The sequence below is a fragment of the Paraburkholderia sp. BR10937 genome, assembly GCF_040965695.1.
Classification (GTDB): domain Bacteria; phylum Pseudomonadota; class Gammaproteobacteria; order Burkholderiales; family Burkholderiaceae; genus Paraburkholderia.
The window spans coordinates 1-14,332 of sequence record NZ_JBFRCL010000055.1 but is presented as its reverse complement, the minus strand read 5'-3'; the positions used below and the strand labels follow the sequence as shown (position 1 = coordinate 14,332).

Sequence of the window (14,332 nt, the reverse complement as noted above, 5' to 3'; positions counted from 1 at the left end):
TGTCATGCGAGCGCCCGTTGTACGGGCATGCCTTGCGCCTGTTCCGGCACCGGGTGCAGGTCGAGGCGGCGGCCGGCCTTGAGAATCTGGCTGGGCACGTCATGGCCGATCAGGCCGGGCAACAGCGCGGCGGCATCGAGCACGGCGGCGAGATTGACGCCGGTGTCGTAGCCGTCGAGTTCGAGCATGTGCACGAGTTCTTCGGTGCACACGTTGCCGCTCGCGCCCGGCGCGTACGGACAGCCGCCCAGACCGCCGAGCGAGGCGTCGAAGCGCACGATGCCCGCATCGAGCGCCGCAAGCGTGTTGGCGAGCGCCATGCCGCGCGTATTGTGGAAGTGCAGCGTCAGTTCGAGCGCGCCCAACGCCTGCGCGGCGCTTTCGCACAACGCGCGCACCTGCGCGGGATGCGCCATGCCGGTGGTATCGCAAAGCGTGACGCCCCGCACGCCCAGTTCGGCGAAACGCTGCATCCAGCCGAGCACGTCCTCCACGGGCACGTCGCCTTCCATCGGGCAGCCCATTGCTGTGGAGAGCGAAACATTGATCGCCACGCCCGTGCCGCGCACCGCGTCGATCACGTCGCGCAACTGTGCGAACGACTGCTCGCGCGTCATGCGCAGGTTGGTGCGATTGTGGGTCTCGCTCACCGACATCACGAGGTTCACTTCATTGACGTTGCACGACAGCGCGCGTTCGGCGCCGCGCACGTTCGGCACGAGCACCGTATAGACGACGCCCGGCACACGCTTGATGCCATGCATCACCGCCTCGGCGTCGCGCAGCGCGGGAATCGCTTTGGGCGAGGTGAACGAGGTCACTTCGATCTTCGCGTAGCCGCAGGCGCTCAGGCGGTCGATCAGCGCGATCTTGTCGTCAGTGTCGATGAAGGCGGCTTCGTTCTGGAAGCCGTCGCGCGTCGCGACTTCGTTCAGATACAGCACCTTGCCCTTGAAGTTGTCCTTATTTCCAGTCGTCATCTTGCCGTTCTCCGTTCAGATCACGCCGCGCGCGCGCCATGCTTCGCGGGTTGCGGCGTCCACGCCTATCGATTCCAGCACCGTGTCGGTATGCTCGCCGAGCGTCGGCGCGCTGCGCTCGATCGTGCCGGGCGTGCCGCACAGTTTGGGCACCACGCCCGGCACCTGCACCGCCGTGCCGTCGGGCAAGGTGTCGTCCACGATCATCCCGCGGGCGTGGTAATGCGGATCGGCCGCGATGTCCGCGACGTCGTAGATGCGGCCCGCCGGAATGCGCGCTTCGTTGAGCGCCGCGAGCACCTGGTCGAGCGTGTGTCGCGCGGTCCATTCGCCGATGGCGGCGTCGATGCGCTCGACCTGCGCGACGCGTCCGTCGTTCTGCGCGAGCGCCGGATCGTTGCCCAGGTCAGCGCGGCCGATCAGCTCCATCAGGCGGCGATAGATGCTGTCACCATTGCCTGCGATCAGCGCGTACTTGCCGTCGCTGCAGCGGTAGGCGTTGCTCGGCGCGATGCCGGGCAGGCTGCTGCCCGCCGGCTGGCGCACGGCGCCGAACACCGAATACTCGGGCAACAGGCTTTCCATCATGTTGAAAACCGACTCGTAGAGCGCGACGTCCACGACCTGGCCCCGTCCGCCCTGCTGCTCGCGGTGGCGCAGCGCCAGCAGGATGCCGATCACGCCATGCAGCGCGGAGAGCGAATCGCCGATCGAGATGCCCACGCGCACCGGCGTGCGCTCGGGCTCCCCGCTCAGGTGGCGCAGGCCGCCCATCGCTTCGGCGACCACGCCGAAACCGGGCCGGTCGCGATACGGGCCCGTCTGCCCGTAGCCCGAGACGCGCAGCATGATGAGCCCGGGATTGATCGCGCTGAGTTCGTCCCAGCCGAGGCCCCAGCCTTCGAGCGTGCCAGGGCGGAAATTTTCGATCAGCACGTCGGTTTCCGACACGAGACGGCGAATCACGTCCTGCCCTTCGGGCGTGCGCAGATCGAGCGTGATGGAGTCCTTGTTGCGCGACTGGGCGGCCCACCAGACCGACGTGCCGTCGTGCAGCAGGCGCCACTTGCGCAACGGATCGCCCACGCCGGGCGGCTCCACCTTGATGACGCTCGCGCCGAATTCGGCGAGCATGCGCCCAGCAAACGGACCCGCGATGAGCTGTCCGAGCTCCAGAACGCGGATTCCTTCGAGTGGTCGTGGCATGGCTGTGTCTCCTGTCGACCAGAGTTGGGGCAAAGCTGTCGATCAGAGTTAGCGCTTTAGCGCTTACTCTGATCCCATGCAAAGCTTCTTACTCTGGTCCCATGAAAGGGGTTATTTCGGACTGTCTGCGACTGACTATGGGAGACATGATGAACCGGACCGCACCCTTTGATAATCGATGCTTGCTCAATCTGGCTTGAGCAAATGGAAAGGCTGCGCGAGCCCCTATGGCGCGGCGTCGCTGCGAATTTCCTCACCGGAAACCTGGTTGGCGGATCGAGCAAGCCAGCCCGGCACCCAGTGCGCGACAATGGACGTACTGCCCCTCTTTCGCTCAGGCCAGACATCATGCACGTCGTTTTTCTCGATCGCGCGACGCTCGCGCCCCAGACGCGGCTTCGTCCGCTGCCGTTCGACCACACCCTGGAAACCTTCGAGCACACCGCGCCCGAAGAGGTCGCCGCGCGCATTCGCAACGCCGACATCGTCATCACGAACAAGGCGCGCATCGGCGCCGAAGCGCTGGCTGGCGCGCCCCGCCTGCGCATGGTCGCCGTCGCCGCCACGGGCACGGACAACGTGGATCTGCACGCCTGCGCGGCGCGCGGCATCGTCGTGAGCAACGTGCGCGACTACGCCGGCAACAGCGTGCCGGAACATACGTTCGCGTTGATATTCGCGCTGCGCCGCAGCTTGGCTGCCTATCGCGACGCCGTGCGCGCGGGCCGCTGGCTCGAAGCGGGGCAGTTCTGCTTCTTTGATTTTCCGATCCGCAATCTCGCGGGTTCGACGCTCGGCGTCATCGGGGACGGCGCGCTGGGACAGGCCGTTGCGCAAATGGGGCGCGCGCTGGGCCTGCGCGTGCTGTTCGCCGCGCGCAAAACGCGCAACGACGCGCAAGCTGGCTACGTGCCGCTCGACACGCTGCTCGAAGCCGGCGACATCATCACGCTGCACTGTCCGCTCACCACGGAAACACGCGATCTGATCGACGCCAAGGCATTCGCGCGCATGAAACGGCGGCCCTTGCTGATCAATACGGCGCGTGGGGGACTCGTGAACGAAGCGGCGCTGGTGGACGCCCTGCGAAGCGGCGCGATTTCAGGCGCGGGCTTCGATGTCGTGACGCAGGAACCGTTGCCTGCCGATCATCCGTTTCAGGCCATCGTCTCGCATCCGGCGTTCATTCTCACACCCCACGTTGCGTGGGCGAGCGATGAAGCCATGCAGGCGCTTGCGGATCAACTCGTGGAAAACATCGCGGCGTTTTGCGAAGGCAAGCCGCGCAACCGGGTCAGTGCGCGTTGAGCGCGAGGCGCGGCAACCGCAGCGGGGTTGCCCGCGCCTGAAACATCAGGCCATTTCCGGCTGCCTGGCGTGCCACCATTCGTCGACGGCCTGCTTCGCCGTTTGTTCGACCACGCTGAGCGCCATCAGTACATCGATCTTCAGCTTGGGAATCGCAAGCTCCACGGAAGGCAGCCTGGCCGTTTGCACTTGTGCGTCGACACCTTCCATAACCGCGCGGCACAGCCATTGCGTGTCCGTCGCGTCTGCTTTCGCATCGACAGTGACTCGAAAGCCACGATATTCGACTGCCATATACTCTCCCGAAACCTGACAAAACGTAATGCTCGCCCCGCCGGACGGCGGTGAGGGGGCGACTATATCACCACTTTCGTGACGCTTCAGCGAGGCCCACGCGAAGTCACCAGGACGTCGTACAAAAACACCGCGCCCGCATTCACACCCTGTTTTACGGGGCGATTCTGCGGGCGCAATCACAATCGGGTCGGTTCGGACTTCGGATGGTCAGCTCGCGAGCGTGGTGCGCATCGAAGCCTGCCGCATCGTCCGCCAGCCGACGATCGCAAGCGAAACGCCCGAGATCACGGCGGCAAGCGAGACGTAATACGCGGGCGCGAGCGTATCGCCGGTCACGTGAATCAGCACTTCGGCAATCGTCGGTGCGAAACCGCCAAACAGCGTCACGCCGAGGCTATACGCGATCGAAAGCCCCGCCGAGCGCACGCGCACGGGAAAGATCTCCGACATCAACGCGGGCATCGGGCCCGAATAGGCGGCCTTGAAGATGCCCGCCGCGCCCTGGAGCACGAGCAGCCAGCCGAGCGTGGGGTGCCGCTGCAGCAGCGCGAACATGGGATACGTGAGCGCCGCGAGCAGGATCGACGTGGTCAGCATGATGCGGATGCGCCCGATGCGGTCCGAGAGCGCGCCCATCACCGGCGAAAGCGCGAACTGCAGGCCGCCGTTGAGCACGACCACGCCGAACGAGGTCGCCGCCGCCATGTGGAGTTGCTTCACCGCGTACATCGGCATGTAGAGCTGGAGGATGTACACGCCGACGGTGGACTGCGCAACGATGCCCACCGCGAGCACCAGGTTCACCCATTGGCGCCCGAGCCCCGGCTCATTCGTTGCGCGCGCATCCGCTTCGCTGCGCGCTTGCTGGTTCGCGACAAATTCAGGCGTCTCGTCCAGATGCGAGCGGATGTACCAGCCCACGGGCCCGAGCACGAGCCCGAAGAAGAACGGCACGCGCCAGCCCCACGTCTGCAGCTGCTCGGGCGGCAGCCACCATGCGAGCACGCCGCCGAACGACGCCGCGAGAATCGCCGCCGCGCCCTGGCTCGCGAACTGCCAGCTCGCGTAGTAGCCGCGTTTCGCGGGGCTGTGCTCGACCATGAACGCCGTCGCGCTGCCGAACTCGCCGCCCACCGCGAAGCCCTGTACGAGGCGCGCGAGCAGGATCAGGAGCGGCGCGGCGATGCCTATCGACGCATACGGCGGCATGACCGCCATGGCGAGCGTGCCCGCCATCATGAGCGCAATGGCCAGCGTGAGCGCGGCCTTGCGCCCCTTGCGGTCGCCGTAGACGCCCAGCACGATCGCGCCGAGCGGACGCATGAGAAAAGAAATGCCGAAGGTGCCGACCGCCAGCAGCGTGGAGAGCCATTCGTCGTGCACGGGAAAGAACTGCTTCGCGATGATCGGCGCGAAGTAGCCGTACACGAGAAAGTCGAACCACTCCAGCGCATTGCCGATCGACGAGGAGAACACGATGCGGCGCACCATGCCGCGGCTCAGTGGCGCGCCCGTTACCGATGAACCGGTCTCCATCTCAGTCTCCTCCATTATTGTTTGGTCTACTCATTGTTCGTCGTGAACCGGGAGCGGGGCATTCCCGCTCGCGGCCATTGCTGCTCGCCGCCTAGAAACCCGCGGCGAGCCCGTCGCGGCGCGTATCGCTCGCGGCCACATAACCGCGGTCGGGATCGTTGCGATCGAGCTTCCAGATGAACTGGCCCGAGCCGAAGTCCATGTACGGATCGTCGATGCCCTTGATCTCGTGGCCAAGTCCTTGCAGCGCACGCGCCGTCTGCGGATTGAAGGTCGATTCGATGTCGAGCGTGAAGTCGCGATTGACCTTCCAGCGCGGCGCATCGCACGCGGCCTGCGGCTGCTGGCCGTAGTCGAGCATGCGCACGACCGACTGCAGATGCCCTTGCGGCTGCATGTCCCCGCCCATCACGCCGAAGCTCATCACCGCTTCCTGGCGGCCGTCCAGCTGCTGAGTGAGGAACGCCGGAATGATGGTGTGGAACGGGCGCTTGCCGCCTGCCACGACGTTGGGCGATGCCGGGTCCATCGAAAAGCCGCAGCCGCGGTTCTGCAGCGCGATGCCCGTGCCCGGCACGACCACGCCCGAACCGAAGCCCATGTAGTTGGACTGGATGAAACTCACCATCATGCCGCGCTCGTCCACGGCGGAGAGATAGATCGTGCCGCCCGAGCGCGGCATGCCGAAGTCGAACTGCGTGGCGCGCTTCGGGTCGATCAGCTTCGCGCGCTCTTTCAGGTAGGCGTCGTCGAGCATCTGCTCGGGCGTGACTTCCATCGAACGCGGATCGGCAACGTAGCGATAGACGTCGGCGAACGCGAGCTTCATGGCCTCGATCTGCAGATGCTGCGATTCGAGGCTGTCGAGCGCGAGCGCGCCCATGTCGAACTGCTCGAGAATGCCGAGCGCGATCAGCGCGGCGATGCCCTGCCCGTTCGGCGGAATCTCGTGCACCGTGTAGCCGCGATAATTCTTGCCGATCGGCTCGACCCATTCCGGGCGATAGTTGCGCAGGTCGTCCAGCGTGAGCGCCGCGCCGCCTTCGCGCGCAAACGCGGCGATGCGCCCGGCGAGTTCACCTTCGTAGTAATCGCGCGGACCGCGTTCCGCCAGGCGCCGCAGCGTGGTGGCATGGCCGGGGAAGCACACGCGCTCGCTCACTTCGGGCGCGCGGCCGCGCGGCATGAAGGTGTCGGCAAAGCCCGGCTGATTGTGCAATTCGGGAATCGCCGCCTGCCACTTGCGCGTGACGATGGTCGCCACCGCATGGCCGCGCTCCGCGATCTCGATGGCCGGCTCCATCAGGTCCGCGAACGGCAGCTTGCCGAACTTCGCATGCAGCGCTTCCCAGCCCGCGATCACGCCGGGCACGGTCACCGTGTCCCAGCCGCGTTTGGGCTGCTTCGCGAGTCCGTTTTCCTCGCCGTATTTGCGGCGGAAATAATCGACGCTCCATGCGGCCGGCGCATTGCCCGACCCATTCAGGCCGTGCAGCTTCGCGCCGTCCCACACGAGCGCGAAGCAGTCGCTGCCAAGGCCGTTCGACACCGGCTCGACCACGGTGATGGCAGCGGCGGCGGCGATGGCGGCGTCGACGGCATTGCCGCCTTTCCAGAGCATGCGCAGCCCGGCCTGCGCGGCAAGCGGATGCGACGTCGAAACGATATTGCGGGCGAACACCGGCAGGCGCGGCGTCGGATAGGGGTTTTGCCAGTTGAAGCGCGTCATGGAAGTCCGGATTCCGGTAATGAACGAAAGCAGCGGCACGCGCACGGCCGCACTCAGTTGCGGCGCGGACGGCTCATGTCGATCTATCGATTATCTTGAAGGATCAGTCAAAAAAATATTAATATTTTATTCTCGACACTTAATTTTTATTTACATGCTCACCCTACGCATGCTGCGCACCTTGCAGGCCGTCGCGCGCAGTGGATCGTTCGCCACGGCGGCGGAAAAAACGGCGCTCACCCAGGCGGCCGTGAGCCTGCAGATGCGCGGGCTCGAAGAAGCGCTCGGGCGGCAGATCTTCGACCGCCGCGCGCGCCAGGTCGCGCTCACGCGCGAAGGCCGCGAGATCTGCGCGAAGGTCGAGCACATTCTTGCGCTGATCGACGAGCTGCCCGCCAGCGCGGGCGACACGATGCGCGGCTCGATCATCATCGGCGCGGTGGTGTCGGTGATCGGCGCGCTTTCGCTGGCCGTCGCGCATCTGAAAACGGGCCATCCGGAACTCGAAGTACGCCTCACCTCGGCGCGCTCGAACGAACTGGCGCGCATGGTGGAAGACGGCGAAGTGGACCTCGCCGTCGTGGTTGGCAGTGCAGACGGTTCGCTTCACGAGTCGCTCGCGTGGTCGCCGCTCTACGAAGAGCCGCTCATGCTCGTGACGAGCCGCGCGACGCCCGGCGACGACGCGCGCCGCATCCTGCGCGAGCGGGGCTTTCTGCGCTTCGACCGGCGCGTGCCGACGGGCGTCGTGATCGACCACGCGTTGCGCGAGCTAGGCATCGAACCGCTCGAATACCTGGAGCTGAACTCGATCGAAACGATCGTCTCGCTGGTGCGCAATGACGTAGGCGTGAGCGTGTTGCCCGTTCTGCAAGGCGGCAAATGGCAGAGCGATCCGCATCTGCGGCTCGTGCCGCTCCCCGGGCGGCCATTCATCCGCACGGTGGGGATGATTCACCGGAAAGCGCACAAGCAGACGTTGCTCACACAAACGATTGCAGACATGCTGCGTCGGTGACAGAACGCGCAACTGCGACCATCTGTCATGCAATTTCCTCAATAGCCTATGAATAGGCGCTTCGCGGCCGCACGGCCATGTCGCTAGAACCTCTCGCGGGTTGACCTGCCTCAACTCGAAAGTAAAATGAAAACTCAGAAAACAAGAGCAGACGAGGCCACCCGCCTCTGATCGCTCGACAGGCCCCGCTCCCGCTCTTACCCGAGCCCGAGAATTAATTAGCAACCCAAAGTTATTTGCCGGAGAGAAACTCATGAAAGTCAGAACTCGCACCGTTGCCGTCGTCGCCATCGTGGCCAGCGCCCTGTTTGCGGGCCAGGTGTTTGCACAGACCCCCGCACCGGCAAGCCAGGAAGGTCAGCCCGCCACCACGGTGACGCATAACGACCCGATCGTTCAGAAGCGCATGGAAGTTCGCGAGGCCAACCGGCAACAGCGCGCCCGCACAGCGGAGGCGCGCCAGACCTTCAACCAGGAAGCGCGTGACGCCAGGGCCGAGCGCAACCAGTCGGCGCAAGACTCCCGCGCCCGCGCGCAAGCCGCGCTCGACGCGCACTAAGCTCGCGCCACCCACGCGTTCGCTCCTGGGCCCAGGGCGCTGGGCTTGTACGCCTGGCGTGGTGCCCGCCACGCCAATCGCGTAAGCTGACGTCGTTGCACGCTCATTCGCGAAGCCCCGCGCTTCGCGCCTCGAAGCGGGATCGACACGGAAAACCGAACGCTCCATGCAAAGATCGCTCATCGCGCTTGCTGCAGACGGGTTGCAAAAACTGTGCGCCAAGGCGTTGCCGCTATGCGCAATCGCGCTCGCCACAGGTCTTGCCGCGTGTCAGCAGTTACCCCCGCTCGGCGAGCGCACGCAAACCACGGCGCTCACGTCAGCCGAAGCGCGATCGACTCAACTCGGCAAAGCCGTAGCGGCCGAACTCGCCACCCATCCCGACTTCACCGGCATCGACCCGCTCGCGAACCCGCTCGACGCCTTCGCCTCGCGCGTGGCGCTCGTGCGCAACGCCCAGCGTACGCTGGACGTCCAGTACTACATCTGGCGCAACGATCTCACCGGCACGCTGTTGCTCGAAGAACTGCGCGAAGCCGCCGACCGCGGCGTGCGCGTGCGCCTGCTGCTCGACGACAACGGCATTCCGTCCTCGCTCGACCCCACGCTCGCGGCGCTCAACGGGCATCCCAACATCGAGGTTCGGCTCTTCAATCCGTTCGTCACGCGCCAACCCAAGGCCATCGGCTTTCTCACCGACTTCTCGCGGCTGAACCGGCGCATGCACAACAAGTCGCTCACGGCTGACGGCGTGGCGACCATTCTTGGCGGCCGCAATATCGGCGACGAATATTTCGGCGCAACCGACGGCGTCGTGTTCGCCGACCTCGACGTGCTCGCGATCGGCCCCGCCGCCACCGATGTCGCAAACGACTTCGACCGCTACTGGGCCAGCGCGTCGTCATTCCCAGCGTCGCAAATCCTGCCGTACACGGCGCCCGACGCACTCGCCACGCTCGATCGCGCGGCGCTTGCCGCGCGCACCGACCCGTCCGCGGCGGAATACATCGAAGCGCTGCGCAAGACCACCGACGTGCGCCGCCTGCTGGACGGCACGCTGCCGCTCGAATGGGCGAAGACGCAACTGGTCAGCGACGACCCCGCGAAAGCGCTGGGCACGGCGCCCAAGGAGTCGCTCATCCTCAGTCAGCTCCACGAGATCGTCGGCGAACCGCACCGCGAACTCGATCTGGTCTCGCCGTACTTCGTGCCGGGCGAGGTGGGCACGCAATACTTCACCCAGCTCGCCGCCAAAGGCGTGACCGTGCGCGTGCTGACGAACTCGCTCGAAGCCACCGATGTGTCCGCCGTCCATTCCGGCTACGCGCGGCGCCGCGTGGCGCTGCTCGAAGGCGGCGTGGAGCTGTTCGAACTGCGGCGCGCGGCGGGCGCGAGCAAGGGCTCGGACAAAGCCGCGGGCAAAGGCGCAGGCAGTGGACCGTTCGGCAGCACGGGCTCGAGCCTGCACGCGAAGACCTTCGCCGTGGATGCGGAGCGCGTCTTCGTCGGCTCGGTGAATTTCGACCCGCGCTCGGCCAACCTCAACACCGAACTCGGGCTCGTGATCGACAGCCCCGTGCTCGCCACCCAGATCGAAAAAGCGTTCTGGACGCGCGTGCCGCAGCTCGCCTGGCAGGCGCACCTCGATGAGAACGGCAAGCTCTACTGGACGCGCCTTTCCGACGACACGGTCATCCGCTACGACACCGAGCCCAACACCACATGGAACCAGCGCCTGAGCGTCTGGTTCTTCTCCATCCTGCCTGTCGAGTGGCTTTTGTAAGCCACGCATCGACAGGGTTATCCCCAATTTCTTCTAAGTTGTCTATACAAGATCATGCGGACATTCCCATCGTCCGCGGCTCGCGGGCGCCCTGTATTTCCCCCCGATGTTCGGAGCCGTCCGTGGCCATGCCTGAATCCGTCGCCAACCTCGAAACCGATGGCCGCAAGATCCTGGAAACGCGCTCGATCGATTACATCCCCGAGGCGGAGCGCCACGGCAGCCTGTTAAGCCAGTTCACGCTCTGGCTTTCCGCGAATCTGCAGGTCACCGCGATCATTACCGGCGCGCTCGCCGTCGTGCTTGGCGGCGACGTCTTCTGGTCGCTCGTCGCGCTGTTGACGGGGCAACTCATAGGCGGCACGGTCATGGCGCTGCACGGCGCGCAAGGCCCGCAGCTCGGCCTGCCCCAGATGATCTCCAGCCGCGTGCAATTCGGCGTCTACGGCGCGGCCATTCCGATCGTGCTCGTCTGCATCATGTACGTCGGCTTTTCCGCGAGCGGCACGGTGCTTGCCGGCCAGGCCACGGCGCAACTGCTCGACGTTTCCGATACGACGGGCATCTGCCTTTTCGCCGTGCTGATCGTCGTGCTGACGCTGCTCGGCTATCGCTCGATTCACTTCGTCGGGCGCATCGCCAGCGTGATCGGCGTGCTCGCGTTCGTGTTCATGTTCGCGCAGCTCTTTGCGCACCACGATATCGGCGCGCTGCTGGCCAATCGCCATTTTTCGATCGCGAGCTTCCTGCTTTCCATGTCGCTTTCGGCTTCGTGGCAGATCGCATTCGGCCCCTACGTCGCCGACTATTCGCGCTATCTGCCGCACTCGACTTCGCCCGTGCGCACGTTCCTCGCCGTCGGCCTCGGCTCGGTGATCGGCGCGCAGGCGGCGATGGTGTTCGGCGTGTTTGCGGCCGCGCTAGCGGGCCATGCGTTCGCGCACCATGAGGTGGCGTATATCGTGAGCCTCGGCGCGAGCGGCGCGGTCGCCGCCATGCTCTACTTCAGCATCGCCTTCGGCAAGCTCACCGTCACCACGCTCAACGCCTACGGCAGCTTCATGTCGATGGCGACGATCGTGAGCGCGTTTCGCGCGAAGCGCGCGATCTCCACGCGCCACCGTTTCGTCTACATCATCGGCATGGTGGGCGTCTCGACGCTCGTCGCGCTCGCGGGCCGCCACTCGTTTCTCAAGGAATTCACGGCGTTCATCCTGTTTCTGCTCGCGTTCTTCACGCCGTGGAGCGCGATCAACCTGGTGGACTTCTACTGCTTCACGCGCTCCCGCTACGACGTGCCGGCGCTCTCGAACCCCGATGGCCGCTACGGCCGCTGGAACGCCAAGGCGATCGGCATCTACGTGCTCGGCGTGCTGGTGCAGATGCCGTTCATCTCGACGAGCTTCTATACGGGCCCCTTCGTCGACGCACTCGGCGGCACGGACATCTCGTGGATTCTCGGCCTGATCGTGCCGGGCGTGCTCTACTACGCCGCCATGCGTCTCACGCCGCCGGTCATTCCGGAACGTCTGATCCTGCCGGTCGAGCAGGATTGACCCGTGCGGCGCAGCGCGAAGAGCGGGAGACGCGGAATCAGCCAGCGCGTGGCGAATGTCGGAATCACTGCGAGTTCAAGGACGCCGCCGGCCTCACGGTGCGCCATGGCGGCCAGCGTGTCGCGCTTCCTCGAAATTCAGTCATTCAGTATTCCATATCAATACATCCTGCCACTGAAGGAACGATCCATGGCCTCCGATTTTCTTCAGGTCAAACAGGATTTCGGCCATCTTCGGTCGCGCGTAAAACCAGGATTTGCGACGCCCAAACGCCAGAACCCCGGTGCTCTTTCGGAGACACCGGGGTTCTGGACGTTACAGCATAAGGAGCCTGACGATTACCTACTTTCACACGGGCAATCCGCACTATCATCGGCGTGGAGCTGTTTCACGGTCCTGTTCGGGATGGGAAGGGGTGGGACCAGCTCGCTATGGTCATCAGGCATGACGGGTTGCTGCGTCGCAGGGTTCTGCGCCACAGCCAATCGGGAAGAAGCGTAAAGAGGGTGCTGCTGAATTGGGGTTGCGTTGTTTCAGGCACAACACACATAGTGTGGGTTTTACGTAAATGCTGAAGCATTAACGTAGACCGACACGTGATCTCAACCTGTGCGCCCTTCTCTCCCCAGCGGGAGGGAGGCACACCTGTTATAGGATCAAGCCTTACGGGCAATTAGTATCAGTTAGCTTAACGCATTACTGCGCTTCCACACCTGACCTATCAACGTCCTGGTCTCGAACGACCCTTCAAGGGGATCAAGTCCCCGGGGAAGTCTCATCTTGAGGCGAGTTTCCCGCTTAGATGCTTTCAGCGGTTATCTCTTCCGAACATAGCTACCCGGCGATGCGACTGGCGTCACAACCGGTACACCAGAGGTTCGTCCACTCCGGTCCTCTCGTACTAGGAGCAGGCCCCCTCAAACTTCCAGCGCCCACGGCAGATAGGGACCAAACTGTCTCACGACGTTTTAAACCCAGCTCACGTACCTCTTTAAATGGCGAACAGCCATACCCTTGGGACCGGCTACAGCCCCAGGATGAGATGAGCCGACATCGAGGTGCCAAACACCGCCGTCGATATGAACTCTTGGGCGGTATCAGCCTGTTATCCCCAGAGTACCTTTTATCCGTTGAGCGATGGCCCTTCCATACAGAACCACCGGATCACTATGACCTGCTTTCGCACCTGTTCGACTTGTGGGTCTCACAGTCAAGCACGCTTATGCCATTGCACTATCAGCACGATTTCCGACCGTACCTAGCGTACCTTCGTACTCCTCCGTTACCCTTTGGGAGGAGACCGCCCCAGTCAAACTGCCTACCATGCACTGTCCCCGATCCGGATCACGGACCAAGGTTAGAACCTCAAACAGATCAGGGTGGTATTTCAAGGACGGCTCCATGCAGACTAGCGTCCACACTTCACAGCCTCCCACCTATCCTACACAAACCGGTTCAAAGTCCAATGCAAAGCTACAGTAAAGGTTCATGGGGTCTTTCCGTCTAGCCGCGGGGAGATTGCATCATCACAAACACTTCAACTTCGCTGAGTCTCGGGAGGAGACAGTGTGGCCATCGTTACGCCATTCGTGCAGGTCGGAACTTACCCGACAAGGAATTTCGCTACCTTAGGACCGTTATAGTTACGGCCGCCGTTTACCGGGACTTCAATCAAGAGCTTGCACCCCATCATTTAATCTTCCGGCACCGGGCAGGCGTCACACCCTATACGTCCACTTTCGTGTTTGCAGAGTGCTGTGTTTTTATTAAACAGTCGCAGCCACCAGTTTATTGCAACCCCTTCACCCTCTGCGCGCAGGCGCATCAAGCTACCAGGGCGTACCTTATCCCGAAGTTACGGTACCAATTTGCCGAGTTCCTTCTCCCGAGTTCTCTCAAGCGCCTTAGAATACTCATCTCGCCCACCTGTGTCGGTTTGCGGTACGGTCAACGTGAAACTGAAGCTTAGAGGCTTTTCCTGGAACCCCTTCCAGTTGCTTCTGCTCCGAAGAGCATGGCCTCGCACCCTTGAATTCCGCGCCCGGATTTGCCAAGGCGCCTTCTCCAATGCAAGGACCGGGACTTCCAACACCCGGACAACCTTCCGCGATCCGTCCCCCCATCGCATTTCACGTCGGTGCAGGAATATTGACCTGCTTCCCATCAGCTACGCATTTCTGCCTCGCCTTAGGGGCCGACTCACCCTACGCCGATGAACGTTGCGTAGGAAACCTTGGGCTTACGGCGAGGGGGCCTTTCACCCCCTTTATCGCTACTCATGTCAGCATTCGCACTTCCGATACCTCCAGCACGCTTTTCAACGCACCTTCGCAGGCTTACGGAACGCTCTCCTACCATGC

10 protein-coding genes, 2 rRNA genes and 1 pseudogene are annotated in these 14,332 nt (G+C 63.8%); 5 read left to right on the top strand and 8 right to left on the bottom strand.

From position 1 onward, the window contains the following. Positions 1-2: 2 nt before the first annotated feature. Both AB4Y44_RS32990 and AB4Y44_RS32985 read right to left on the bottom strand, forming a co-directional pair. The gene (locus AB4Y44_RS32990; RefSeq protein ID WP_368701893.1) at positions 3-980 is read right to left on the bottom strand and encodes a hydroxymethylglutaryl-CoA lyase; all 978 of its coding nucleotides are present in this window, start codon (positions 978-980) and stop codon (positions 3-5) included. A gap of 15 nt (positions 981-995) precedes the next feature. After that, the gene (locus AB4Y44_RS32985) at positions 996-2,186 is read right to left on the bottom strand and encodes a CoA transferase (RefSeq protein ID WP_342924686.1); all 1,191 of its coding nucleotides are present in this window, start codon (positions 2,184-2,186) and stop codon (positions 996-998) included. Positions 2,187-2,534: 348 nt separating this feature from the next. Between AB4Y44_RS32985 and AB4Y44_RS32980 the strand changes: the two genes are divergently transcribed. Then, complete coding sequence (locus AB4Y44_RS32980) at positions 2,535-3,494, top strand: D-2-hydroxyacid dehydrogenase (RefSeq protein ID WP_342924685.1); 960 nt, start codon at positions 2,535-2,537, stop codon at positions 3,492-3,494. A 45-nt stretch (positions 3,495-3,539) separates the two neighbouring features. Here AB4Y44_RS32980 and AB4Y44_RS32975 read toward each other — a convergent pair whose 3' ends face one another. The 3 genes from AB4Y44_RS32975 to AB4Y44_RS32965 form a co-directional block, all read right to left on the bottom strand. After that, positions 3,540-3,788: a hypothetical protein gene (locus AB4Y44_RS32975; RefSeq protein WP_368701892.1), complete on the bottom strand. Its 249-nt coding sequence runs from the start codon at positions 3,786-3,788 to the stop codon at positions 3,540-3,542. A 210-nt stretch (positions 3,789-3,998) separates the two neighbouring features. Continuing rightward, positions 3,999-5,327: an MFS transporter gene (locus AB4Y44_RS32970; protein WP_368701891.1), complete on the bottom strand. Its 1,329-nt coding sequence runs from the start codon at positions 5,325-5,327 to the stop codon at positions 3,999-4,001. A gap of 91 nt (positions 5,328-5,418) precedes the next feature. Then, complete coding sequence (locus AB4Y44_RS32965) at positions 5,419-7,056, bottom strand: gamma-glutamyltransferase family protein (protein WP_368701890.1); 1,638 nt, start codon at positions 7,054-7,056, stop codon at positions 5,419-5,421. A gap of 154 nt (positions 7,057-7,210) precedes the next feature. Between AB4Y44_RS32965 and AB4Y44_RS32960 the strand changes: the two genes are divergently transcribed. From AB4Y44_RS32960 to AB4Y44_RS32945, 4 genes are all read left to right on the top strand, one after another. Beyond that, positions 7,211-8,074: a LysR substrate-binding domain-containing protein gene (locus AB4Y44_RS32960; protein ID WP_342924681.1), complete on the top strand. Its 864-nt coding sequence runs from the start codon at positions 7,211-7,213 to the stop codon at positions 8,072-8,074. 253 nt (positions 8,075-8,327) lie between these two features. After that, entirely contained in the window at positions 8,328-8,633 is a 306-nt protein-coding gene (locus AB4Y44_RS32955) for a hypothetical protein (RefSeq protein ID WP_342924680.1), read from the top strand. A 166-nt stretch (positions 8,634-8,799) separates the two neighbouring features. Beyond that, on the top strand, positions 8,800-10,416 hold the full coding sequence (locus AB4Y44_RS32950; RefSeq protein ID WP_368701889.1) for a phospholipase D family protein: 1,617 nt from the start codon (positions 8,800-8,802) through the stop codon (positions 10,414-10,416). A gap of 128 nt (positions 10,417-10,544) precedes the next feature. Beyond that, positions 10,545-11,972, top strand: a complete 1,428-nt coding sequence (locus AB4Y44_RS32945) for a cytosine permease (protein ID WP_368701888.1) — start codon at positions 10,545-10,547, stop codon at positions 11,970-11,972. A 23-nt stretch (positions 11,973-11,995) separates the two neighbouring features. Here AB4Y44_RS32945 and AB4Y44_RS32940 read toward each other — a convergent pair. From AB4Y44_RS32940 to AB4Y44_RS32930, 3 genes and pseudogenes are all read right to left on the bottom strand, one after another. After that, a pseudogene (locus tag AB4Y44_RS32940) lies at positions 11,996-12,100 on the bottom strand (LysR family transcriptional regulator); the annotation flags it as partial. A gap of 201 nt (positions 12,101-12,301) precedes the next feature. After that, positions 12,302-12,415, bottom strand: a 5S ribosomal RNA gene (gene rrf, locus AB4Y44_RS32935). 209 nt (positions 12,416-12,624) lie between these two features. Beyond that, positions 12,625-14,332: ribosomal RNA gene (locus tag AB4Y44_RS32930) — 23S ribosomal RNA — on the bottom strand; the annotation flags it as partial.

What these genes read in the sequence shown, in the direction of transcription:
- AB4Y44_RS32985 (WP_342924686.1), bottom strand. Translation starts at nt 2,186, where the DNA reads ATGCCACGACCACTCGAAGGAATCCGCGTTCTGGAGCTCGGACAGCTC.
- AB4Y44_RS32980 (WP_342924685.1), top strand. Translation starts at nt 2,535, where the DNA reads ATGCACGTCGTTTTTCTCGATCGCGCGACGCTCGCGCCCCAGACGCGG.
- AB4Y44_RS32960 (WP_342924681.1), top strand. Translation starts at nt 7,211, where the DNA reads ATGCTCACCCTACGCATGCTGCGCACCTTGCAGGCCGTCGCGCGCAGT.
- AB4Y44_RS32950 (WP_368701889.1), top strand. Translation starts at nt 8,800, where the DNA reads ATGCAAAGATCGCTCATCGCGCTTGCTGCAGACGGGTTGCAAAAACTG.
- AB4Y44_RS32945 (WP_368701888.1), top strand. Translation starts at nt 10,545, where the DNA reads ATGCCTGAATCCGTCGCCAACCTCGAAACCGATGGCCGCAAGATCCTG.
- AB4Y44_RS32955 (WP_342924680.1), top strand. Translation starts at nt 8,328, where the DNA reads ATGAAAGTCAGAACTCGCACCGTTGCCGTCGTCGCCATCGTGGCCAGC.
- AB4Y44_RS32975 (WP_368701892.1), bottom strand. Translation starts at nt 3,788, where the DNA reads ATGGCAGTCGAATATCGTGGCTTTCGAGTCACTGTCGATGCGAAAGCA.
- AB4Y44_RS32970 (WP_368701891.1), bottom strand. Translation starts at nt 5,327, where the DNA reads ATGGAGACCGGTTCATCGGTAACGGGCGCGCCACTGAGCCGCGGCATG.
- AB4Y44_RS32990 (WP_368701893.1), bottom strand. Translation starts at nt 980, where the DNA reads ATGACGACTGGAAATAAGGACAACTTCAAGGGCAAGGTGCTGTATCTG.
- AB4Y44_RS32965 (WP_368701890.1), bottom strand. Translation starts at nt 7,056, where the DNA reads ATGACGCGCTTCAACTGGCAAAACCCCTATCCGACGCCGCGCCTGCCG.